At 64.0% G+C, this 23046-nt stretch carries 20 protein-coding genes; 13 read left to right on the forward strand and 7 right to left on the reverse strand.

The genetic code is table 11. The features are described from left to right. Positions 1-254 precede the first annotated feature (254 nt). The 7 genes from ureA (at position 255) to AC3D25_RS12175 (ending at position 5920) form a co-directional block, all read left to right on the forward strand. Positions 255-557, forward strand: a complete 303-nt coding sequence (gene ureA / locus AC3D25_RS12145; protein WP_087632612.1) for an urease subunit gamma — start codon at positions 255-257, stop codon at positions 555-557. Between the two features lie 22 nt (positions 558-579). Next, positions 580-885: an urease subunit beta gene (locus AC3D25_RS12150; RefSeq protein ID WP_488888632.1), complete on the forward strand. Its 306-nt coding sequence runs from the start codon at positions 580-582 to the stop codon at positions 883-885. Positions 886-934: 49 nt separating this feature from the next. After that, complete coding sequence (gene ureC / locus AC3D25_RS12155) at positions 935-2641, forward strand: urease subunit alpha (RefSeq protein WP_488888633.1); 1707 nt, start codon at positions 935-937, stop codon at positions 2639-2641. Between the two features lie 3 nt (positions 2642-2644). Beyond that, a complete protein-coding gene (gene ureE, locus AC3D25_RS12160; RefSeq protein WP_488888634.1) occupies positions 2645-3250 on the forward strand; it encodes an urease accessory protein UreE in 606 nt (201 codons plus the stop codon). Then, positions 3237-3917 carry an urease accessory protein UreF gene (locus AC3D25_RS12165; RefSeq protein ID WP_488889674.1) on the forward strand — a complete coding sequence of 227 codons (681 nt, stop codon included), beginning with the start codon at positions 3237-3239 and terminating at the stop codon, positions 3915-3917. The genes ureE and AC3D25_RS12165 overlap by 14 nt, the downstream gene beginning before the upstream one ends. An 11-nt stretch (positions 3918-3928) precedes the next feature. Continuing rightward, complete coding sequence (gene ureG, locus AC3D25_RS12170; protein WP_488888635.1) at positions 3929-4579, forward strand: urease accessory protein UreG; 651 nt, start codon at positions 3929-3931, stop codon at positions 4577-4579. A 117-nt stretch (positions 4580-4696) separates the two neighbouring features. After that, on the forward strand, positions 4697-5920 hold the full coding sequence (locus AC3D25_RS12175; protein WP_488888636.1) for a glycosyltransferase: 1224 nt from the start codon (positions 4697-4699) through the stop codon (positions 5918-5920). Positions 5921-6760: 840 nt separating this feature from the next. On the opposite strand, the gene waaA is transcribed toward AC3D25_RS12175, so the two are convergent. The 4 genes from waaA to AC3D25_RS12195 form a co-directional block, all read right to left on the reverse strand. Beyond that, on the reverse strand, positions 6761-8071 hold the full coding sequence (waaA, locus tag AC3D25_RS12180; RefSeq protein ID WP_488889675.1) for a lipid IV(A) 3-deoxy-D-manno-octulosonic acid transferase: 1311 nt from the start codon (positions 8069-8071) through the stop codon (positions 6761-6763). Positions 8072-8120: 49 nt separating this feature from the next. Then, positions 8121-9005 carry a Kdo hydroxylase KdoO gene (gene kdoO, locus AC3D25_RS12185; protein ID WP_488888637.1) on the reverse strand — a complete coding sequence of 295 codons (885 nt, stop codon included), beginning with the start codon at positions 9003-9005 and terminating at the stop codon, positions 8121-8123. Positions 9006-9138: 133 nt separating this feature from the next. Continuing rightward, a complete protein-coding gene (waaC, locus tag AC3D25_RS12190) occupies positions 9139-10134 on the reverse strand; it encodes a lipopolysaccharide heptosyltransferase I (protein WP_488888638.1) in 996 nt (331 codons plus the stop codon). Positions 10135-10309: 175 nt separating this feature from the next. Beyond that, positions 10310-11716 (reverse strand): phosphomannomutase/phosphoglucomutase, encoded by a 1407-nt coding sequence (locus AC3D25_RS12195; protein WP_488888639.1) that lies wholly within the window; start codon positions 11714-11716, stop codon positions 10310-10312. Between the two features lie 479 nt (positions 11717-12195). Here AC3D25_RS12195 and AC3D25_RS12200 point away from each other — a divergent pair, with 479 nt between their 5' ends. From AC3D25_RS12200 to AC3D25_RS12220, 5 genes are read left to right on the forward strand one after another with little or no spacing between them, the layout of a single operon-like run. Beyond that, on the forward strand, positions 12196-13455 hold the full coding sequence (locus tag AC3D25_RS12200) for an oligosaccharide flippase family protein (RefSeq protein WP_488888640.1): 1260 nt from the start codon (positions 12196-12198) through the stop codon (positions 13453-13455). Further along, positions 13452-14261 carry a glycosyltransferase gene (locus AC3D25_RS12205; RefSeq protein ID WP_488888641.1) on the forward strand — a complete coding sequence of 270 codons (810 nt, stop codon included), beginning with the start codon at positions 13452-13454 and terminating at the stop codon, positions 14259-14261. The genes AC3D25_RS12200 and AC3D25_RS12205 overlap by 4 nt, the downstream gene beginning before the upstream one ends. A gap of 32 nt (positions 14262-14293) precedes the next feature. Beyond that, positions 14294-15433 (forward strand): glycosyltransferase family 4 protein, encoded by a 1140-nt coding sequence (locus tag AC3D25_RS12210; RefSeq protein WP_488888642.1) that lies wholly within the window; start codon positions 14294-14296, stop codon positions 15431-15433. 57 nt (positions 15434-15490) lie between these two features. Further along, complete coding sequence (gene galE, locus AC3D25_RS12215; protein WP_488888643.1) at positions 15491-16549, forward strand: UDP-glucose 4-epimerase GalE; 1059 nt, start codon at positions 15491-15493, stop codon at positions 16547-16549. A 25-nt stretch (positions 16550-16574) separates the two neighbouring features. After that, a complete protein-coding gene (locus AC3D25_RS12220) occupies positions 16575-17684 on the forward strand; it encodes an MraY family glycosyltransferase (RefSeq protein WP_488888644.1) in 1110 nt (369 codons plus the stop codon). A gap of 42 nt (positions 17685-17726) precedes the next feature. Here AC3D25_RS12220 and AC3D25_RS12225 read toward each other — a convergent pair whose 3' ends face one another. Both AC3D25_RS12225 and AC3D25_RS12230 read right to left on the reverse strand, forming a co-directional pair. After that, positions 17727-18572 (reverse strand): alpha/beta fold hydrolase, encoded by an 846-nt coding sequence (locus AC3D25_RS12225; RefSeq protein WP_488888645.1) that lies wholly within the window; start codon positions 18570-18572, stop codon positions 17727-17729. A 440-nt stretch (positions 18573-19012) separates the two neighbouring features. Beyond that, positions 19013-20284, reverse strand: coding sequence for an oligosaccharide flippase family protein (locus tag AC3D25_RS12230; protein WP_488888646.1), 1272 nt, complete (start codon positions 20282-20284; stop codon positions 19013-19015). Between the two features lie 318 nt (positions 20285-20602). On the opposite strand from AC3D25_RS12230, the gene AC3D25_RS12235 reads away from it, so the two are divergent. Then, complete coding sequence (locus AC3D25_RS12235) at positions 20603-21793, forward strand: glycosyltransferase (protein ID WP_488888647.1); 1191 nt, start codon at positions 20603-20605, stop codon at positions 21791-21793. Positions 21794-21860: 67 nt separating this feature from the next. On the opposite strand, the gene AC3D25_RS12240 is transcribed toward AC3D25_RS12235, so the two are convergent. Next, positions 21861-23006 (reverse strand): acyltransferase family protein, encoded by a 1146-nt coding sequence (locus AC3D25_RS12240; protein WP_488888648.1) that lies wholly within the window; start codon positions 23004-23006, stop codon positions 21861-21863. Positions 23007-23046 lie beyond the last annotated feature (40 nt).

A 23046-nucleotide genomic window follows, 5' to 3' on the forward strand; every position in this document is an offset into this window, starting at 1 on the left:
ATAACTGTGCGCTAACCGAGTCAGCTTGCGAGCCTATCCGCGAGGTTATGTGTGGTGGACACTTAGAGAGATAAGCTGCTTTCTTTGCTTACTTTCTTTGCAGCAGCAAAGAAAGTGAGTCCCGCCCCGGACAGGGGCATCGCTAATAAACGCACACGAAAACAGGTTCACAAGAAGCGCCCAAGTAACCAAAGCAACAACGAGCGCCAGCAAAACCGAAAACCCAAAACCCCAAGCGAAGCGACAACCCACCAATGAAGCTAACTCCAAGAGAAAAAGACAAACTGCTGATCTTCACAGCAGCCCTGCTGGCGGAGCGCCGCCGCGCCCGCGGCCTGAAGCTGAACTATCCGGAAGCGATCGCGTTCATCTCCGCTGCGCTGATGGAAGCCGCCCGCGACGGCAAGACCGTCGCCGAAGTGATGCACTACGGCACGACGCTCCTCACCCGCGACGACGTGATGGAAGGCGTCCCGGAAATGATCCCCGATATTCAGATCGAGGCAACCTTCCCCGACGGCACCAAACTCGTGACCGTTCATCATCCGATTCCCTGATTCCCCTGACGAGGTGCCGCGCATGATCCCCGGCGAATATCTGATCGACGATGGCGAGCACGAGCTGAACGCTGGCCGCGAAACCGTCTCGGTCGTCGTATCGAATACCGGCGACCGCCCCGTGCAGGTCGGCTCGCACTACCACTTTTTCGAAACCAACACGGCGCTCGCGTTCGATCGCGACAAGGCCCGCGGCTTTCGCCTGAACATCGCCGCCGGCACCGCCGTGCGCTTCGAGCCCGGCCAGGAACGCACCGTCGAACTCGTCGCGCTCGCGGGCGACCGCGCGGTCTACGGCTTCAACGGCCTCGTGATGGGCCCGCTTTGAACCAGCCCAAGTCCGAGTTCCACTCCAGCATAAAAACAGGATCATCGAAATGACGCTACGCATCGGCCGCCGCGCCTACGCGGAAATGTTCGGCCCGACCACCGGCGACCGGGTGCGCCTCGCCGACACCGAGCTCGTGATCGAAGTCGAACGCGACTTCACCACCTACGGCGAAGAAGTGAAATTCGGCGGCGGCAAAGTGATCCGCGACGGCATGGGCCAGTCGCAGCGCGTCGCCGACGACGTGGTCGATACCGTCGTGACGAACGCGCTGATCCTCGATCACTGGGGCATCGTCAAGGCCGATATCGGCATCAAGGGCGGCCGCATTTTCGCGATCGGCAAGGCCGGCAATCCGGATATCCAGCCGGGCGTGACCATCGCCATTGGCGCGGCCACCGAAGTGATCGCGGGCGAAGGGATGATCGTGACGGCGGGCGGCGTGGATTCGCACATCCACTTCATCAGCCCGCAGCAAATCGACGAAGCGCTCGCGAGCGGCGTGACCACCATGCTCGGCGGCGGCACGGGTCCGGCGACCGGCACGAATGCGACCACCTGCACGCCGGGTCCGTGGCACATGGAGCGCATGTTGCAAGCGGCGGACGGCTGGCCGGTCAACCTGGGCTTTCTCGGCAAGGGCAACGCGAGCCTGCCCGCGCCGCTGATCGAACAGGTGAAGGCCGGCGCGATCGGCCTCAAGCTGCACGAGGACTGGGGCACGACGCCCGCCGCCATCGACAACTGCCTGTCGGTCGCCGACGATACCGACACGCAAGTCGCCATTCACACGGACACGCTGAACGAATCGGGCTTCGTCGAAGCGACGGTCGCCGCGTTCAAGGGCCGCACGATCCACACGTATCACACCGAAGGCGCGGGCGGCGGCCATGCGCCGGACATCATCAAGGTATGCGGCGAATCGAACGTGCTGCCTTCATCGACGAATCCGACGCGCCCGTACACCATCAACACGCTCGACGAACACCTCGACATGCTGATGGTCTGCCACCATCTGGACCCGTCGATCGCGGAAGACATCGCGTTCGCGGAATCGCGCATTCGCCGCGAGACGATCGCCGCCGAAGACATCCTGCACGACCTCGGCGCGCTGTCCATGCTGTCGTCGGATTCGCAGGCGATGGGCCGTGTCGGCGAGGTCATCATCCGAACGTGGCAGACGGCGCACAAGATGAAAGTGCAGCGCGGCACGCTGCCCGAGGACACCGCGCGCCACGACAACTTCCGCGCGAAACGCTACGTCGCGAAGTACACGATCAACCCCGCGATCACGCACGGCATCGCGCATGAAGTCGGTTCGATCGAGCCGGGCAAGTGGGCCGATCTCGTGTTCTGGGAACCGGCGTTCTTCGGCGTGAAGCCCGCGATGATCGTGAAGGGAGGCATGATCGCCGTCGCGCAGATGGGCGATCCGAACGCGTCCATTCCCACACCGCAGCCGGTGCATTACCGCGAAATGTTCGCGACCCGCGGCGGCGCGCTCGGCAAGACGTCCCTCACCTTCGTTTCGCAGATGGCGGTCGAAGCGCGCGTGGCCGAGCGTTATGGCCTGAAGAAAAACGTCGTGGCCGTGAAGAACTGCCGCAACATCTCGAAGGCCGACATGATCCACAACGCGTGGCAGCCGTCCATCACCGTCGATCCGGAAACGTATCAGGTGGTGGCCGACGGCCAGTTGCTCACCTGCGACCCGGCAACCGTCCTGCCGATGGCGCAACGTTACTTCCTGTTCTAAACCATGCGCACCATCGACAAACGCGTCACCGTGAAACTCGCGCCCGTGCTGGTCAAGCGGGCCGCGACGCTCACCCTGCCCTTCGACGCGCGCTGTAAAAGCCGGCTCGCCGCCACGCTCGACAACGGCGAAGAAGTCGCGCTCGTGATGCCGCGCGGCACCGTGCTCCGTCACGGCGACGTGCTGGTCGCCGACGACGGCGCGCTCGTCGCCGTCGTCGCGGCCGAGGAGTCCGTGCTCGTCGTGCGCGCGCCCGACGCGCTGACGCTCACGCGCGCCGCGTATCACCTCGGCAACCGTCACACGCCGGTCGAAGTGGGCGCGGACTATTTGAAACTCGAAGCGGACCCGGTGCTCGAAGACATGCTGCGTCGTCTCGGCACGAAGGTCGAGCACGCTAACGCGCCGTTCCAGCCGGAAACGGGCGCGTATGGCGGCGGTCACAAGCACGGCCACGACGAGACGTTCGTCGAAGACTACGCGCTCGCGCAAAAAGTGTTCGACGAGCATCACGGGCATGAGCATGGCCACGATCACGCGCATGAGCACGCACACGATCACGGGCACGACCACGGCGATCACTCGAACTGCAGCCATGCGCATCGCTGAACTCACGGCGCTGTTGCATCTCGCATCGCCCGCGTTGCCGATCGGCGCGTTCAGTTACTCGCAGGGGCTGGAAGCGGCGATCGAGCACGGCCTGATCCACGATGGCGACAGCGCGCGCGAGTGGATCGCGAGCGGCCTCACGCATGTGCTCGCGCGCGGCGAGTTGCCGTTTCTCGCGCATCAGATCGAACGGTGGCATCGTCACGAAGCAGCCGCCCTCGCCTCTGCCGATGAAGAATTCCTGGCGAGCCGAGAGTCGTCGGAATTGCGCCGGGAGACGCAGCAAATGGGCTGGTCGCTCGCGCAATTGTGTACGCAACTCGAATGGGGCGATGCCGAACGGCGCGCCACGCTCAACACGATCAAGCCGATCTCGCAGCCCTCCGCATTCGCCTACGCGGCGTTTGCACACAATGCCGCGACCGACGCCGCCCTCGCCGCCTACGCGTTTAGCTGGGTCGAGAATCAGGCGGCGGCGGCGCTGAAAGCCGTGCCGCTCGGGCAGCTCGCCGGGCAGCGAATTATCGTGGCGCTGCGCGCGCCCATCGACCAAGCCGTGCAGCGCGCACTCGACACGCCGCCGCACGCCATCAACACGTTCGCGCCGCAACTGGGCATCTTGTCCGCGCGGCACGAATCGCAATATTCGCGGCTTTTCCGCTCCTGAACGCTAACGACATGAACGCACCCGCCTATTCCTCCGCCGCCCGCCGAACCAAGAAACTGCCGCCGCTGCGCGTCGGCGTCGGCGGTCCGGTCGGCTCCGGCAAGACCACGCTCCTCGAAATGCTCTGCAAGGCGATGCGCGAAAAGTACGACCTCGTCGCCATCACCAACGACATCTACACCAAGGAAGACCAGCGCCTCCTGACCGTCGCTGGCGCGTTGCCCGCCGAGCGCATCATGGGCGTCGAGACCGGCGGCTGCCCGCACACAGCCATCCGCGAAGACGCATCGATCAACCTCGAAGCCGTCGATCAGATGGTCGCGCGCTTCCCCGACGCCGACATCGTGTTCATCGAATCGGGCGGCGACAACCTCGCCGCGACCTTCAGCCCGGAACTCTCCGACCTGACGATCTACGTGATCGACGTCGCGGGCGGCGAGAAGATTCCGCGCAAGGGCGGGCCGGGCATCACGAAGTCGGATCTGCTCGTGATTAACAAGATCGATCTCGCGCCTTACGTCGGCGCGAATCTCGACATCATGGCGTCCGACGCCCGCAAGATGCGCGGCGAGCGGCCGTTCGTCATGTGCAATCTGAAGGCGCTGGACGGGCTCGACGCGATCATCGGCTTCATCGAGAAGAAGGGATTACTCGCGGCGTAGGCGGCGGCACATCCTCACGAGGCGGAAGGCGAGACGATTGCGGTAGCATGACGGCTTCGCAATTTTCTTCATACGCTTGCGCGTTCGCGGGCGTTTCGTCGCCAGAAAGTGCCCCACATGCCTAATTCCGACGACGTGCGCGCTAAAACCGCGCGCACGTCCGTGTTGTTTCATATCGTCGATTTCGGCGACGGCGGGATCGAGTCGTCGCTCATTCAATGGCTGCGCGTATTCGATCGCACGCGTTTTGACGTGACGCTGTCGGTCATGTTCACGTCGCCCGCTTTCGAGCAGCGGTTCAAGGCGCTGATCCCGGCGGACGTGCCGGTCGAAATTCTCGCCGATCGCCCCGCGCTCAACTATTTCCAGTCGCGCCGATACGCAAAGCGTTTGAGCAAGACCGGCCGCATCGCGCGCGACGTGTTCAACACGCTTGCCGTGCGTCCTTACGTGCGCTCGCGCGTGGCGGCGCTTGCGCGGCGGCACGACATCATCGTCGATTACGACATGTCGCTGCGGCGTCTCGCCGGCAGTTTCGGCGTGGCGTGGCTCGGCGTGAACCACTTCAGCTTCGACGCCCGGCTCGGCGGCCGCGCGCGCAAAATGCGCCGCCTGATGGCGCAATACGCGCGATACGACGGCGTGGCCGCACTCAACCAGCACATGGCCGACGAAGCCGTCGCGATGTTCGGCGGCAAGCTGCATAACCTTTTCGTGTTGCCGAACGCCATCGATATCGCGCGGCTTCGCGAGAGCGCCGCCGCCGTCGAGCCACCGCCTTGCGCCGCGCCGTACATCGTGTCGGTCGCGCGGCTCGACGAAGTGCAGAAGGATCACGCGACGCTGTTGCGTGCGTATGCGCAACTGGTTCGGGAGCGCGGCGTGGTGGAGGATCTGGTGATCGTCGGCGACGGCGAGCATCGCGGACAACTCGAAGCGCTCGCGGCCGAACTGGGCGTTGCGGCGCGCGTGCATTTCATGGGGTATCGGAACAATCCGCACGCGCTGGTCGGGCGCGCGCGGATGCTCGTGCTGAGTTCGCGCTACGAGGGCATGCCGATGGTGCTGCTCGAAGCGCTCGCGCTAGAAAAGCCGGTGGTGGCGACCGATTGTCCGACCGGGCCGAGTGAGATTCTCGATGGTGGACGGTATGGGTTGCTGGTGCCTTTGGGCGACGTGGCGGCGCTCGCGGGTGCGATGGGCCGGGTGGTGACGGATGACACGTTGCGCGGGGAACTCGAACGCGGCGCCGCGGTGCGGGCGCGGGAGTTTGGGGTCGATGCGAGTAATGCGCGGTTCGAGGCTTGCGTGGACGGGATATTGGCGCGGCGCGCCGGGTGATCGGGGTTGGTGCTTGCTCGCGTCTGGGTTTGCTTTGACCTATATGACGCACATTGCACTATTTTTGGCCTTGCTCGCGCTCGTTGTTTGCTTTGGTTGCTTGGGCGCTTCTTGGGAACTTGCCTTCGTGTAGGTTTATCAGCACGCCGCTATGCGCGGCAGCAGTCACTTTCTTTGGCTAGCTGCAAAGAAAGTAACCAAAGAAAGCAGCACAGGGTCGGCACCATTGGGCGGCTTGAGATGGGTTACGCCGTCTGATGTTCGGGCGCTTTCTGGGAACTTGCCTTCATGTAGGTTTATTAGCACGCCGCTATGCGCGGCAGCAGTCACTTTCTTTGCTGCTGCAAAGAAAGTAACCAAAGAAAGCAGCTTATCCGCCGAAGTGTCCACCTCGAATAACAACAGGGATAGGCGCGCAAGCTGATTCGGCTAACTCGCATTCGTTCGGATTGGCACAGCACCTGTCAGTTCCGTCCTAGCTGCGCTCGGACGTCGGGCATATCTCGCAACCTTCGGTCAGTTTGGTTTGGTCTTTCCGGTTATGCCTTACCGACAGGCACTTCGTGCCTGTCGGGATGAATGAGCGGCTCCACTCTGTTCAGTGGTGCGACGCCACGGCTGTTTTATCGCACCACTCCCGGAAACGGACAGTGGTGGACACTTAGACGGATAAGCTGCTTTCTTTGGTTACTTTCTTTGCAGCAGCAAAGAAAGTGACTGCTGCCGCGCACAGCGGCGAGCTAATAGACCTACACGAAAGCAAGTTTCCAGAAAGCACAGGCAAACAAAACCAAAGAGCGCGAGCAAAACCCTCAACCCGCGCCAGCCCCGCCGCACGGCCTACTCCTCCAACAACGCCCCCAACACCCCCACCGTCCTCACAGTGGCCCCCCGATGCCGCGCCGCGAACGCCGACGCCGCCGCGCTCATCGCGAGCCTTCGCGGCTTGTCGTTGAATAGCTCGCGCAAACCCGCCGCAAGCTCGGCCGGATCGGCGACACGCAGCGCCGCGCCCGCCGCAATCGCGTCGTTCGTCGCCTGCGTGAAGTTGAACGTGTGCGGTCCGATCAGCACCGGCACGCCCGCCGCGCACGCTTCAATCAAGTTCTGCCCGCCGAGCGGCAGCAAACTCCCGCCGATGAACGCCAGATCCGCCGCCGCGTAATACGCGCCAAGCTCACCCATCGAATCGCCGAGCAGCACTTGAACGCTTCCAGCCAAAGGCGGCGCGGCATCGACGCCCGATCCCGCCGCCACCGCTTTCGGCGCCCACACCGAACGCCGCTCGCACACGAACCCGGCACTCGCCGCGAGCGCCGCGACCTCGCCAAATCGTTGCGGATGACGCGGCACCAGAATCAGCAGCGCATCCGGCACGTGCTGATTCAGCGCGGCAAACGCCTGCAACACCAGCGCTTCCTCACCCTCGCGCGTGCTCGCCGCCACCCACACCGGCCGCGCGCCAATCGCCGCGCGCCACGCATGGCCGCGCGCTTCGAGTTCGGGCGGCGCGCTCATGTCGAATTTGAGATTTCCTAGCACGGCGACATTGCGCGCGCCGAGCGCGGTCAGGCGCTCGGCATCGGACGGCGTCTGCGCGAGCACGCGCGCGAATCCGCCGAACACGTCGCGGGTCGCGCGTCCGAATTTCGCCGCGCGCTTGTACGAACGCGCCGACATCCGCGCGTTCGTGAGGACGAGCGGCACATCGGCGCGCCGGCATTCGTCGATAAGCGTCGGCCACACTTCCGTTTCCATGACGATCCCAAGCGACGGCCGCCACGCGCGCAAAAAACGGCGGACGAGCACCGGGTGATCGTAGGGAAGATACGCGCGCAGCACGCGATCGCCGAACAACTGCTCGCCAGTCGCGCGGCCGCTCGGCGTCATGTGCGTAATCAGGAGGCGCGCGTCGGGATGCGCCTTCATCATCGCTTCGATAAGCGGCTGCGCCGCGCGCGTCTCGCCCACCGATACGGCATGAACCCAGATCAGCGGCGCGAGATCGCTGGCGTGCCGGCCGGCGCCGAGACCAAACCGTTCGCCGATATGCTCGCGATAACCACGCTCACGCCGCGAGCGAATCAGCAAGCGCAGCACGGCGAGCGGCGCGACGATGCACCACAGCGCGCGATAAATCAGCCGCAGGATACGCATCAGCATGCGGCCGCCCGCGCGTGCACGAATGAGCGCGCCGCGCTCAAACCAGCGCCCTGCCCTTGAGGCGCTGGAGAATGCCGAGCGGCGCGCATTCCGGCTGCGCCATTGCATCGACGGGCAGGAAGAATGTCTGTTCCAGCATGAACTGGCCGGACATCACGGCATGCGAGGTTTGATCGGAGAAACAGACCCACACGCTGCCGGGCGGAAACGGCATCTCCTCTTGCGGCGAGGTCTTCTGATAATCCATGTCGGCCTTCATCGCGTCGTGCAGATGCAGCATCAGATGGTCGTAGTCGCTGCGCGGTGTTTTCGTGATGTGCAGCAGGTTCATCAGCCACGGCGCGCCCGGAAGCTGCGGCTTGATGGCGGGCAGAAAACGTTGCGCCATGTCCTCGAACGGCTCGCCGACGCGCCACACGCGCGGCGCGCCCTGCGGGTTCACATTGGTGAACACGCGCAGGATGCGCTCGCCGTAGTTCGGCCGCGACGGAAACGCATCGACGTGCAGACGGCTGTCGTCCTTGCGCCACGAGGTATCGCGTGTTTCGACGCGATGCAGTCGCAGGCTCGTCGGCGCGACGCGCAGCCGCCCGCGATATTCCGGAAAAAGACCGTCGATCAACGAGCGCGCGTTCGCCTGATAGCGCCCGATCAGCGCGCGCACCGCCGATTGCGTGACCGCATCGCCGAGCACGCCGGCGAGCACGCCGCCGTTCGGCGCGAGGCTGATGTTCTTGCGCTTGGGATCGGCGATGGCGGGGTCGAGCAGCGCCTGCTCGCCGCCCGCGATGGTGAAACGCAAATTCGGAAAGTACAGCACCTTGCCGCGCTCGACGCCCGCGAGCAGCGTCTCGCGCGGCACGGACAGGTTCGCCGCTTGCCAGTCGGCGGAAGCGACTTCGATGATTTGAGATTCGGTCATGTGCCTTCGATATTCGGTTAAGCGTGGCGGGACGCGGTAGCGCATTTTCGCTCAACGCGGCTTTCGACGGCCCCGGCTGAAAGATGCGGCAATTGACGGCGCGCAAACGCCGCGTCGTCAGAAGCGCCGACGCTTACAGCAGCCCGAATCCGGCGAGCGCCGCTTTCACCTGCTGCAGCGTCGGATGCTGGCTCGCGCTGCCGAGGTTGATCACGTTCGGCGACCAGTAGCCGCCCGTGCGCCACGCGGTCGAGAAATTGTACAACTCGACCGTCGGCCGCTTGAGCGCGGCCGCGATATGCACGAGCCCGGTATCGACGCCCACCGTCGCCGCCGCCCCGTCGATCAACCCGACCACCGCCGGCAGCGTGAGCTTCGGCGGCACGATGGCCGCCGCGCCGAACTCTTTCGCGAGCTTTTCGCTCGTCGCGCGCTCGGCTTCGCTGCCCCACGGCAAGACGATCGACGCACCGCGCCGCACCAGCGTCTGGCCGAGTTCGATCCACGCGGCATCCGGCCATTGCTTGTCGGCGCGCGAGGTGGCATGCACGAACACGACATACGGCACCGGCAGGTTCAACCCCGTCTCGGACAACGCCAGCGCCGCGCGGCGCGTATCGAGGCCGAAGTCGATCGCGTCGGTCGGCTCCGGGCGCGGATCGCCGATCGCCGCCGCGACCAGTTGCCGCGTGCGCTCGACGACATGCGTGCGCGGCTCGATCGCCACGCGCTTGTCGTAGAAGAAACGCACCGGCCACTCGTAGCCCGCGCCGTCGGTGCGATTGCCGAGACCGATCAGCGGCCCGCGCGCCCAGCCCGCGACCCACGCGGTCTTGATGAGTCCCTGACAGTCGATCACCAGATCGTATTTCTCGGCGGCGAGCGCGCGCCGGAACGCGCCGATCTCGCGCCAGTTATCGGCGGAAAGCAGGCGTTTGCGCCAGCGCCGCAGCGAAAACGGAATCGCGCGGCGCACGCCGTCGACCAGTTCGACCAGGCTGGTGAAACTTTCCTCGACCAGCCAGTCGATCTGCGCGCCGGGATGACGGCGGCGGATATCGGCGATGGCCGGCATGTTATGGACGACGTCGCCAAGCGACGACACCCGGACAATCAAGATCTTTTGCACGCTGGAGACGATAAGCGCCGTGCGAACCGCCACGGCGCGGGGTCAAAATTGAGATGGGCGATTTTATCGCGGGATGGCCGCATGAAGCGCGAAAACCGGACGCCCACGCGCACGCCGCGCAAAGAAAAACGGCGCGGTAGCCACGCCACCGCGCCGTTTTTACGCTGCGTTTAGCTTAGAACGGCAGCTTCGCGTCGGCCTTCTCCGCGAGAATCACGCGGCGGAAATCTTCCTGGATGCGCTTGAGCGCTTCTTCGCTGTCCGCTTCGAAACGCATCACGACGACCGGCGTCGTGTTCGACGATCGCGCGAGGCCGAAGCCATCCGGATATTCAACACGCAAGCCGTCGATGGTCAGCACGTCGTCCGCGCCCTCGAATTTCGCGGACTTCTGCAGACGCGCGATCAGTTCGAAGTTCTCGCCCTCTTCCAGCTTCAGTTGCAGTTCCGGCGTGGACAGCGAATTCGGCAGGTCGTTGAGCAGCTTGCTCGGATCGTCCACGCGCGACAGGATTTCCAGCATCCGCGCGCCGGTGTACAGGCCGTCGTCGAAGCCGTACCAGCGGTCCTTGAAGAACACGTGACCGCTCATTTCGCCCGCGAGCGGCGCGCCCGTTTCGCGCAGCTTCGCCTTCACGAGCGAGTGGCCGGTCTTCCACATCACCGGCTCGCCGCCCTGATCCCGCACCCATTTCGCGAGATTGCGCGTGCATTTCACGTCGTAAATGATCTGGCCGCCCTTGTTGCGCGACAGCACTTCCTGCGCGAACAACATCAACTGGCGGTCCGGATAGATGATCTGGCCGTCTTTTGTCACGACGCCGAGACGGTCGCCGTCGCCGTCGAATGCGAAGCCGATTTCAGCGTCCGTTTCCTTCAGCGCCTTGATGACGTCCTGAAGGTTTTCCGGATGCGCCGGGTCCGGATGGTGATTCGGGAACGTGCCGTCGATATCGGTGAACAGTTCCACGAGTTCGCAGCCGAGCGCCTTGAAAAGACGGGGTGCGAGGTCGCCGGCCACGCCGTTGCCTGCATCGACCACGATCTTCATCGGGCGCACGGGCTTCACGTCGCTCACGATGCGGTCCAGATAGACCTGCTGGATATCGTATTCCGTGTAAGTGCCGGCGCCTTCGGTGAAGTCGTTATCGACGATGCGCTTGTAGAGCGTCTGGATCTGCTCGCCGTAGATGGCCGCGCCGCGCAGCACCATCTTGAAGCCGTTGTAATCCGGCGGATTGTGGCTGCCCGTCACCACGATGCACGAATCGACGCGGCGTTCGCCCGACGGCAGCGCGAGCGGCACGCTGGCCGCGAAATAGCCGACCGGCGTCGGCACCATGCCGACATCGACCACATCGACGCCTGCCTGCCGCAGCCCGTCCGCGAGCGCGCCGACGAGTTCCGGTCCCGACAGCCGTCCATCGCGCGCGACGACGGCGGAGTCGCCGCCCTGCTTGCGAATTTCACTGCCGAACGCACGCCCGATATTGCGCGCGACGTCCGCATCGACGGTCTTGCCGACAATGCCGCGAATGTCGTAGGCCTTGAAGATTGACTGGGAAATCTGGGACTGGCTCATGGTATGGCTACCTGTCTAGTAATTGATGATCCGGGCGGGTCGGCCAGCGGGCGGGGCGATGTCAAGCGGCGCGAGGACGCCGCTCAATATCGCCGAGGTGCATGAGCACACGAACATACACGATGCGTGCTCAAGCCATTTTGAAAAAACGAAATATCTCCGGGCCGGGCAAAGGCACCGAGCGCAGGATCAGGACGTCGCACCTGCGCTCCCATCGGCCCTGCCTTCGCACCTATAATCGCACTCTCCCGGCGGTCCGGCGCGGTTCAGGGCGGATTGGGCCGCCGGTCCGGACGTTTTCTCCTGCGCAATTATTCTAATCCAATGCTTTCACGCCACCGGGCCTCTCGGACCCCGAATATGCGACCTTTGCGGTACAGCGCACACTCCGCCGCGCCGCTTTCGCCGCATCGGGCGACGTTCAGCCCAACGCTGCCAGCACACGGCGTGCCACGTCCGCGCGAAAACCGGTGCGGCGGATGCTGAAGCGCAGCCTGTCCAATCCCGACGTCGCGCGCGCGCTGTCGAATATCGTCTGGCTCGGGCTGGAGCGGCTGACGCAGATCGCGGTCGCGATTGTCATCAGCGGCTTGCTTGCGCGCTATTTCGGTCCGGACGTGTTCGGCAAGTGGCAGTACGCGAACACGCTTTTGCTCGTGCTGTCGCCGATTACGTGGGTGTGCGGCGCTGAAATCCTCGTGCCGACCATCGTCGCGCGCGATCCCCGGCAACTTGGCACGGTGCTCGGCAGCGCGTTCGTGCTGCGGATCGGCGTCTCGGCGCTCGCGCTCGTGCTGACCTGGGGCGGCATCGCGGCGGGTCTGACCGATCCGCTGGTCGGCGCGATGCTGGCGGGCCTTGCCGTCACGATGCTGTTCCGCGAGCCGTTCGTCGGCGTGATCAACGCGTGGCTGCAAAGCCTGACGTTCAGCCGTCCGCAACTGCTGACCAGCATGACGACGGCCATCCTGAAAGCCGCGCTCGTGTTCGTGCTGGTGCGCGCCGCCGCCTCGCCCGCGCGTTTCGGCTGGCTGTGGGCGGCGGAAGCGGCGGCGATCGGCGGCGTGCTGCTCCTCTATTACATGCAGCGTCACGGCGGCAAGCTCGGCTGGCGCTTCGACCCGGCGCTGTTCCGCCACTTCGCGAGCGCGGGAACGGTGTTCTGGCTCGGCCTGATCTGCATGTATATGTTCCTGAAACTCGACCGTCTGATGCTCGCGCATCATCTGTCGTTCGCCGATCTCGGCCGCTATTCCGCCGCGCAGCAACTCAACGAAAACTGGATCACCCTCGCGCTGATGCTCGCGCAAACGCTCGCGCCGGCGTTCGTTTATCGCGTGCAGGATTCGGCGCTGCTCCGGCGCAATGTCTTGCGGCTGATCGCGATGACCGCGCTCTTGATGATCGGCGGCGCGATCGTGCTCGATCTGCTCGCGGGTTTCATCATCGCGCGCGTGTTCGGCCCGGATTACGCGGGCGCCGCCGATATTTTCCGCTGGGCCGTGTGGCTGTCCGTCCCGGCGGGGATCGAGGCGATCGGCAATCTGATCGTGCTGAAATACCAGGCGAAGTTCGTGTTGCTCGCCAAGTGGCTGCTCGCGCTCGCCGTGGCGTTCGCGGTGAACTGGGCGGCGATTCCCCGGCTCGGCGGCTACGGCGCGCTGGCGGGATTGGCTGCGGGTTATCTCGCGGCGGCGACCGTGAATTTTTATTATCTGCGTATGAAATTGCGTCCATGAACGACTCGACCTTGAATGACGTCGCCGTGCTGATTCCAGCGTTCAACGGCCAGGCCGATCTCGAACGCACGCTCGCGTCGTTTTGCGAGGACGCGCCGGTGCGCGTGCTGATCGTCGATGACGGCAGCACGCCGCCGATCGTCGCGCCCACGGTGGCCGGTCTCATAATCGACATTCACCGGATGCCGCAAAACGGCGGTATCGAGCGCGCGTTGCAAACAGGCATCGAGTTGCTCGCCGCGCGCGGCGTGCGCTACGCGGCGCGTATCGATGCAGGCGATCTCGCCACGCCGCAGCGGCTCGCGAAACAGCGCGCGTATCTCGAAGCGCATCCGGAAGTGGCCGCGCTCGGCATGTGGACGCACGTGGTGGACATGCAGGGCGCGCCGCTTTTCGATCTCAGGCCGCCCGCCGATCCCGCCGCGATCCGCCGCGTCTTGCTGATGCGTTCGTGTTTCGCGCATCCGTCGCTGATGTTGCGGGTCGGCGCCGTGCTCGACGTCGGCAATTACCGCGCGCAATACCGCGCCGCCGAAGATCTCGATCTGCTGCTGCGCCTCATGCAGCGTCACGACGGCGCGAATCTGCCGGAATTCGGCCTCTTTTACGAACTCAACGAGCACGGCATCAGCGCCACGAAACGGCGCACGCAGACGCTGTCAACGCTGCGGCTGCAGTTGCGTTACTTCCGTGCGGGCAATGCGCCCGACTGGATCGGGGTGGCGAAAAGTCTCGCGCATCTGCTGCTGCCGTATGGCGCGCTGCGCAGCCTCAAATCGCGCCTGTTTCGCGTCCGCGCGGCTTAATGCCCGCACTCTAAAACGACATCACAGCCCGCATGAACGCCGACACTCCCCGCCTTCGCATCGCGCTCGTCTGCAACACCGCGTGGGCCATCTACACGTATCGGCGCGGCCTCATCACGATGCTCGTCGCACGCGGCGCGGAGGTCACCGTGATCGCGCCGCGCGACCGCACCTTCGAGCTTCTTGAAGCAATGGGCTGCCGCTGCGTCGATCTGCCCGTCGCGTCGAAAGGCACGAACCCGCGCGACGACCTGAAAACGCTCGCCGCGCTGTATCGCGAATATCGCGCGAGCCGTCCGCAGATCGTTTTCCACTACACGATCAAGCCGAATATCTACGGCACGCTGGCCGCGAAACTCGCGGGCGTACCGTCGATCGCGGTCACGACCGGCCTTGGCTATGTGTTCATCCAGAAGAGCCGGACGGCGCAGATCGCCAAGCAGCTTTATCGTTTTGCATTCCGCTTTCCGCGCGAAGTCTGGTTCCTGAATCAGGACGACCGTGCCGCCTTCGTCGATCAAAACCTGCTCGTGCATCCAGAGCGCGCGCGGCTTTTGCACGGCGAAGGCGTCGATCTCGACGAATACGCGTATCAAGCGCCGCCAACGCATGACGGCTTCGTTTTCGTATTGATCGGCCGTCTGCTATGGGACAAGGGCGTTGCCGAATATGTCGAAGCAGCGCGGCAATTGCGCCGGAAATATCCGCATGCGCGCTTTCAGTTGCTCGGACCGGTCGGTGTCGATAATCCGAGCGCGATCGTGCAGCGCGACGTGGACGCGTGGACGCGGGAAGGCGTGGTCGAGTATCTCGGCGAGGCGCACGACGTGAAGCCGTTCATCGCGCGCGCCGATTGCGTCGTGTTGCCGTCGTATCGCGAAGGCGTGCCGCGCACGCTGATGGAAGCGTCGGCGATGGGCCGGCCTATCGTCGCGACCGACGTGCCGGGCTGCCGCGAAGTGGTGGACGACGGCGTGACGGGCCTGCTTTGCGAGGTGAAAAATGCGGCGAGTCTTGCCGCGCAACTCGAACGCATGCTCACGATGAGCCGCGAAACGCGCCGCGCGATGGGCGTTGCGGGCCGCGAAAAGGTGACGCGCGAATTCGACGAAAATCAGGTGGTCGAGCGGTATAAAGGCACAATACGCGCAATAACAGGGGTTTCGCTCTGAAAAGCAGCGACGTCCGCGCGTCGGTCGACGCGCCATAAAGCATCCCGGAGAGATTTTATGAACAGCAATACTGAGCCCGCCAAGCACGCAGGGGCGCAGGCAAAAGAGACCGTTCTGGTCACGGGCGGCGCGGGCTTTATCGGCTCGCATACCTGCGTCGAACTGCTCGCGGCAGGCCACGACGTGGTCGTGATCGACAACCTCGTCAACAGCAACGCGGAATCGCTCGAACGCGTGCGCAAGATCACGGGCCGCGACCTGTCGTTCTATGAGGCCGACGCTTGCGACGAAGCCGCGCTCAATGCCGTGTTCGACGCGCATCCGATCACCGCCGCGATCCATTTCGCCGCGCTCAAGTCGGTCGGCGAATCGGTCGCGAAGCCGCTCGCGTATTACCGCAATAATCTGGACAGCCTGCTCGTGCTGCTCGACACGATGCGCGCGCGCAACGTGAAGAACTTCGTGTTCAGTTCGTCGGCGACGGTGTACGGCGTGCCGCAAAGCGTGCCTATCGACGAGTCGTTTCCGCTTTCCGCGACGAACCCCTACGGTCAGACCAAGCTGATCGCCGAACAGATTCTGCGCGATCTGGAACTCGCCGATCCCACCTGGCGCATCGCGACGCTGCGCTATTTCAACCCGGTCGGCGCACATGAGAGTGGCATGATCGGCGAGGATCCGGCGGGCGTGCCGAACAATCTGATGCCGTATGTGGCGCAAGTTGCGGTCGGCAAGCTCGAACGCCTGCGTATTTTCGGCAGCGACTACGACACGCACGACGGCACCGGCGTGCGCGACTATATCCACGTCGTCGATCTGGCGCGCGGTCACATCGCCGCAATCGACGCGCTGAAGTCGCTCGACGCGAGCTTCGTCGTCAATCTCGGCACCGGTCACGGCTATAGCGTGCTCGACGTAGTGAAGGCGTTCGAAGCGGCGTCGGGCCGGCCGGTTCCGTATGAACTCGTGGCGCGCCGTCCGGGCGATGTCGGCGCGTGCTATGCAGACCCGTCGGCGGCCGAAAAATTGATCGGCTGGCGCGCGCAATACGGCATCGAACGCATGTGCGCCGATCACTGGCGCTGGCAGTCGCAAAACCCGCGCGGTTTCGCTTAAACGTTATTTCCGACGGTTGCTCTTCATGCTTAGTTTTTCGCTCGGTTTTCTGATTTCGCTGCTTGTCACGTTGTTGATCGTGCGATTCGCGCATCTGCATGAAGGCTTCATCGGCGATACGGATCTTGCCGGTGTGCAGAAATTCCATGCGAGGCCGGTGCCGCGTATCGGCGGCGTGGGTATCCTGATCGGGCTCACTGTGTCCGCCGTGCAGTTGCACTGGACGTATCCGGCGGTGTCCGGCGGCATTCTTGCGGTGATCGCGTGCGGGATGCCCGCGTTTTTCTCCGGCCTGATCGAAGATGTGACGAAGCGCGTGAGTCCGCTCGCGCGCCTCGTCTGCACGATGGCCGCCGCCGCGCTCGCCTACTTCATCCTGAACATCGCCGTGACGCGCATCAGCGTGCCGCCGCTCGATTTCCTGCTCGGCTACGCGGTCGTGTCGTGTCTCGTCACCGTCATCGCGGTCGCGGCGCTCGCGAACGCGATCAACATCATCGATGGCTTCAACGGCCTCGCCTCGATGGTCGCGTTCATGATGTTCGCGTCGCTCGCCTACGTGGCGTTCCAGGTGCACGACCCGATCGTGCTCTCGGCGTCGCTCACGATGATGGGCGCGGTGATGGGCTTCTTCATCTGGAACTTCCCCGCTGGCCTCATCTTTCTCGGCGACGGCGGCGCGTACTTCATCGGCTTCATGCTGGGCGAACTGTCGATCATGCTCGTCATGCGCAACCGCGATGTTTCCGCGTGGTTTCCCGTGCTGCTCTTCATGTATCCGATCTTCGAAACCTGCTTTTCGATCTACCGGAAAAAATTCATTCGCGGCATGTCGCCCGGTATTCCCGACGGCGTTCATCTGCACATGCTCGTCTACAAGCGGCTGATGCGCTGGGCCGTCGGCGCGCAAAACGCCCGCGAACTCACACGACGCAACTCGCTGACGTCGCCGTATTTGTGGCTGCTGTGCCTCGTCGCCGTGATTCCCGCGACGCTGTTCTGGCGGCACACGGTGCATCTGTTCTGCTTTGTCGTCGTGTTCGCGGCGACTTACGTATGGCTCTATATGAGCATCGTGCGCTTTCGCGCGCCGCGCTGGATGGTGTTCCGCCGCGCGCATCCGGTGAAAAAATAAAGGCGGCACGCGCCGCCTTTATTAGTCCGTCGAGCGGGCCTTTTACGACTGGATGAACGCCAGCAGTTCGGCGTTGATCTGGTCGGCGCTCACGGTACACATGCCGTGCGAGCCGCCTTCGATCACCTTGAACGTCGCGTCCTTCACGATCTTCGCCGACTTCTTCCCGGCGTTGTCGATAGGCACGATCTGGTCGTCGGAGCCGTGCAGGATCAGCGTCGGCACGTCGAATTTCTTCAGGTCTTCGGTGTAATCCACTTCCGAGAATTGTTCGACGCATGCGTACTGTCCGGAGATTCCTCCGCGCATGCCCGACAGCCAGAACGCATCGATCACGCCTTGCGAAACCTTCGCGCCATCGCGATTGAAGCCGTAGAACGGCATCGCGAGATCCTTGTAGAACTGCGAGCGATTGCTCGCGACATTGGCGCGGATGCCGTCGAAAACGTCCTTCGGCACGCCGTCCGGATTGCCTTCGGTTTTCAGCATCAACGGCGGCACCGCGCCGATCAACACCGCCTTCGCGACGCGCTTCGTCCCATGCCGCCCGATGTAATGCGCGACTTCGCCGCCGCCCGTGGAATGGCCGACGAGCGTCGCGCCCTGAACATCGAGCGCGTCGAGCACGGTGGCGAGATCGTCGGCGTAGGTGTCCATCTCGTTACCGGTGGACGATTGTCCCGAGCGGCCGTGGCCGCGCCGGTCATGCGCGATCACGCGAAAGCCCTTTTGCCAGAAGAACAGCATCTGCGCGTCCCACGCGTCGGCGTCGAGCGGCCAGCCGTGCGAGAACACGATGGGCTGTCCGCTGCCCCAGTCTTTGTAGAAAATCGCCGTGCCGTCTTTGGCGGTGACAAAACTGCCGGTGCTCTGGGTTGCCGAAGTCATGTAGTGCTCCCGATAAATGAGGCGGATCGATGGAATGGCGTGTTCGGTGAATCGTGATGCCGGTGCTGGGCTGGACGCACACATGCGCGGCCGCCCGGACTGCGGTGCTGCGTTCGCTGCGGAAAAAACAGGATCGAGTGTGCGCGCGGTTGCGAGAAACGGCTTTTGCCGCTGGGCGGCTGATCCGTTTCGGTGCACCGGATGGCAGCGGCGAGACGCCGCGAGAGCCTTGAAATGCAGCCCGTGCTTACTTGGATATCACAAAACAAAGGCTTTTCGGCGAGTTGGGCAGGATCCGCACAATGTGGGATTTAGTCGCGAATCTACGTTCTCTCATGCGTTTTCTCAAAGTTTCATCCGACAAAAAAACGCCGGGCCGCGTGTAGCGGCCCGGCGTGGTGCATCGTCCAATTTTGATTTCAGGCAGAGCGTCTACTCGCTCACGCTTCAGTCACGCCCGCGCCCGAGGTCTCCCGCGCGATCCGGAACATCATCCAGCTAGCCGCCGATCCGAGTCCCGCCGTCATCGACCAGGCGATACCCGTCACGCCCCACAGATGCAGCGCCACCGGCACGGTCACGCACAGCACGATGGCCTGGATGATCGCCGCGTGCGTCGCGACCTTCGGCAAACCGATCGCGCGCAGCCACGACACCAGCACCGCGATCAGCGCGCCGATCGCCATGTTGATCACGAAAATGCGGAAGAGCGGCACGGCGGGCAGCCACGCCGGCCCGAGGACCAGTTCGAAGAGCGGCTGCGCGAGCAGGCGGAACAGGATGACGAGCGCGGCGAGGCCGATGGCCGCGAGCAGCAAATACTTGCGAAAGAGCCGCGACGCCGAATGCGCGTCGCGCCGGAAGTGCGCCGAGAAAGTCGGAAACAGGTATTGCGACATCGCGGTTGCGGCATCGGCGAGCAGCATCTGCGCGAGCTTCGACGACATCTGGTACGCGCCGAGTTGCGCCGGGCCGAGCAGACGCCCGACGATCACCTTGTCGAACTGATTCAGCAGCAGATTGACGACGCTGCCCGCCCAGATCCAGCGGCTGAAGTTCACGTAATGGCCGATTCCCGACCACTTGAGACGCAGCGGCGGACGCGGCGACATCGTGGTCCAGGTCAGCGTGGTCTTGAGGAGTTCCGCCGCGACGAGCCCGATCAGCATCGAATATGCGCCCGCGCCGGAGAGCGCGCAGACGAGGCCGATCGCGCAATCGGCGAAGGCCGACGACGTTTCGATCCCCGCAAGATGCTGAAAACCGCGCTCCCGCGTGACGACGAAATACGCCGGCGACGCCATGCCGCGAATCAGCGGCAGGAGCGCCGCGAGCAGCAGCAGACCCATCGAGCCTTGCAGATGGAACTGGTTCGTCATGAACGGCGCGACGGCGGCGAGCAGCCCGGCGATCAGCAGCCCGCGCGTGGCGAGCGTCGTCCAGACCGCGCCGAGTTCGTTGCGGTCCGGCGCATCGCGGCCCTGCACGACGGCTTGCGCGAGGCCGGTGTCGCTGAGTGCTTCGGCAATCGCCACCGCGAGCAGCGCGACGCTGACCGCGCCGATGGCGGCGGGCCCGAGAATGCGGCCGATCGCGAGAAACTTCACCGCGACGAGTCCCCGCACGACGACCTGCTGGAGCAGCACCCAGAAGGCCGCATCGGGTTCGAACCGCGCGCGCGCCGGCAGGAAGGAAAGGCGGACAGTTCTCAAAGTAATTCCCCGGTACAGCGATCCATGACTTGAAGCGAGCCGCGCAGCGTCATGGCTATCCGACGCTTTTTCCGCCGCTCGACGGTGTGGTGCGGGCAGGTCGAACCTGCGCCGGATGTTTATTCCACGTTTGCGCCAAGGTAACGCGGCGCGCGCTGCGGCGGACGCCATCTGATAGGCGTATTCGGCCTTGGATGTGAGCTTCGGCACTGTCTTTTGACGCCGCAAAAAAGCTGGAGATTGGCGATTGGACGCGGCGGCGCGGTGCTAGTGTTGACGCACCGGCCGCTATACCGGCCCACTCCCTGCGCACACACGATGCCACACGACACCGTACTGATTATCGAACCGAATTTCACCGGCCATCGCTGGCGCTACGCCGAATGGGCGGCAAACGCCTACATGGAGGCGGGTTACCGCTGTCTGATCGTGACGGAGCCGGTCAACGCGGCGCATCCGCTCGTCAAGCAGATCCAGGCGGAGAACCGCCCCGAATTGCAGATCGCGCTCGTGCCGCCGCCGGAACGCGGCGGGCGCGGGTTGTCGTCGGTGAGTTATGTGCGCTTTTTGCGGGATTTCCGCCACGCTTATCAGGTCTCGAGCCGCGGGCGGCAGGTCGCGCTCGTGGTCGTGCCTTACGTCGATTACTTCTTTCTCGCGCTGCCGTTTCTCGGCTCGCCGTTCGGCGCGACGCCGTGGGTCGGCATTACGATGCGCTCGAATTTTCATCACCGCGAAGTGGGCGTGAAAGCGCCGCACCGGCCGTTCGTCAACGGCGTCAAGGCGCAGCTTTTCAAGCGCGCCATCCGCGCGGGCGGCATGAAGACGCTGCTCACCATCGACCCGACGCTCACCGAATGGTGGTCCGGCATCGTGCGCCGGAAGGGCCAGCCGCCGCGCGGCGCGGCGACGATCGACTATCTCGCCGATCCATTCCCCGACGCGCGCGCCGCCGATCCGCAGCAGGCGAAGGCGCGGCTCGGCCTCGGTGCGGGCAAGCACGTGCTCGTCTACGGCGCGATCACGGAGCGCAAGGGGATCGTCGAACTGGTGGAAGCGCTGGCGTTGCGCCGCGACGCGCCGACGCTCGTGGTCGCGGGCGCCGAGGACGACGAAATCCGCACGTATCTGCAGACGGCCGCCGCCCGGCTCACGCCGCCGCCGGTGATTCTCGACCGCTTCATTTCCGCCGAGACCGAGCTCGATCTCTTCTCCGCCTGCGACACAGTGTGGCTCGGCTACAAGGGCCACTACGGCATGAGCGGCGTGCTCGTGCAGGCTTACCGTTTCGCGAAGCCCGTCATCGCCACGGCCGACGGGTTGATCGGCTGGTTCTGCAAGACCGGCGAGCTTGGCCCGGTGGTGGCCGACCTGTCGCGCGAATCGATCGACCGTGCGCTCGATCAGGTGCTCGCTGAAGGTGCCGCGCGTCCGGCAACAGGCTCGCATCTGCTCGCGCGCAATACGTTGACTCAGTTCAAGCAGACGCTGCGTCAGGCGATCGCTTAAGACGCATCGCGTTAAAAAAAAACGGCGCGCATTTCTGCGCGCCGTTTTTTTTCTGCCGATAAAACCTTCAGGAAGCCTGTCCCCCGACCACCGGAACATCGACCACGGGCTTCTTGCGCTTCGCGGGAAACAGCGCGTCGCGAATGCGCAGGAACGGGAATTCGACTGCGCGCGTCGTCACGTAGCCCACCACGATCGCGATGAAAAACTGCGCGGCCAGTACCGCACACCACGCGGGAATCGCGGGCACGCCCCACGCCGTGAACTTGCGGATCAGCATGTCTCCGGGCGCGAGTGCGAGCGAATGCCACAGGTAAATGCCATACGAATACACGCCGATCCAGCCGATCATCTTATACAGCCACGACGTCTTGATCGAGCCGGAATATTCGAGCGTGAGCACGATCAGCGCAGTGAAGCCGATAGCCTGGATCGTGTAGCCGATGCTCTGGTCGAGTGCGACGTTAGGCGTGGCGAGCACCATCCACGCGGCGAGCAGCACGACCATTGAAACCAGCAGCCACTTGCGCGATGCGAACCACTGGTACACGTCGGGCTTCAGCCAGTAGATGCCCGCGAGAATCACGCCGAACAGCAGGCTGTCGATACGGTATTGCGTATAGAAGAACGTGCCCTGCAAATCGCCGTTCGACACGGCCGCGCTGCGCGCGATCAGCACGACGGCGCAGAGTGCGAACAGCACGCCGAGAATGGCGTTGGCGTGCAGCCGCATGCGCGAGAACACGATCAGCAATGCGGGCAGGAACAGGTAGAAATGTTCCTCGACGGCGAGGCTCCAGGTTTGCGCAATCGACGATCCGAAGTAGTTCTGCATGTGCGTGAGATTCTGCACGAGGAACGTACTGGTCGGATGACGGCCCGCGAATACATGGAACAGGATCAGCACGTAATACGCCGGCCAGATCTTGAAGATCCGGCGAATGATGAAGCGCCCCGCGTCGATACGGCCTTCCTGCGAATATTGCTTCAGCAGCAATCCGCCGACGAGAAAACCGCTCAGCGTGAAAAACAGATTCACGCCTTCGTGGCCGAAGCTTTTAAGAGGATATTCGATGGCAGCGATCAAGGCGCTGCCAGTCGGATACGAATGAAAGTGATATCCCATCACCGCGATGATCGCGAGTCCCCGGATGAAATCGAGTTCTATCGACCGGTTGGGCACCTGCATGCGAGTTGCACCGAACAAGCCCATACCTTCCCCCTTCTTGAAGGTCTCATTTAACGACGGGCCA

It is taken from the genome of Caballeronia sp. SL1002, assembly GCF_057814995.1.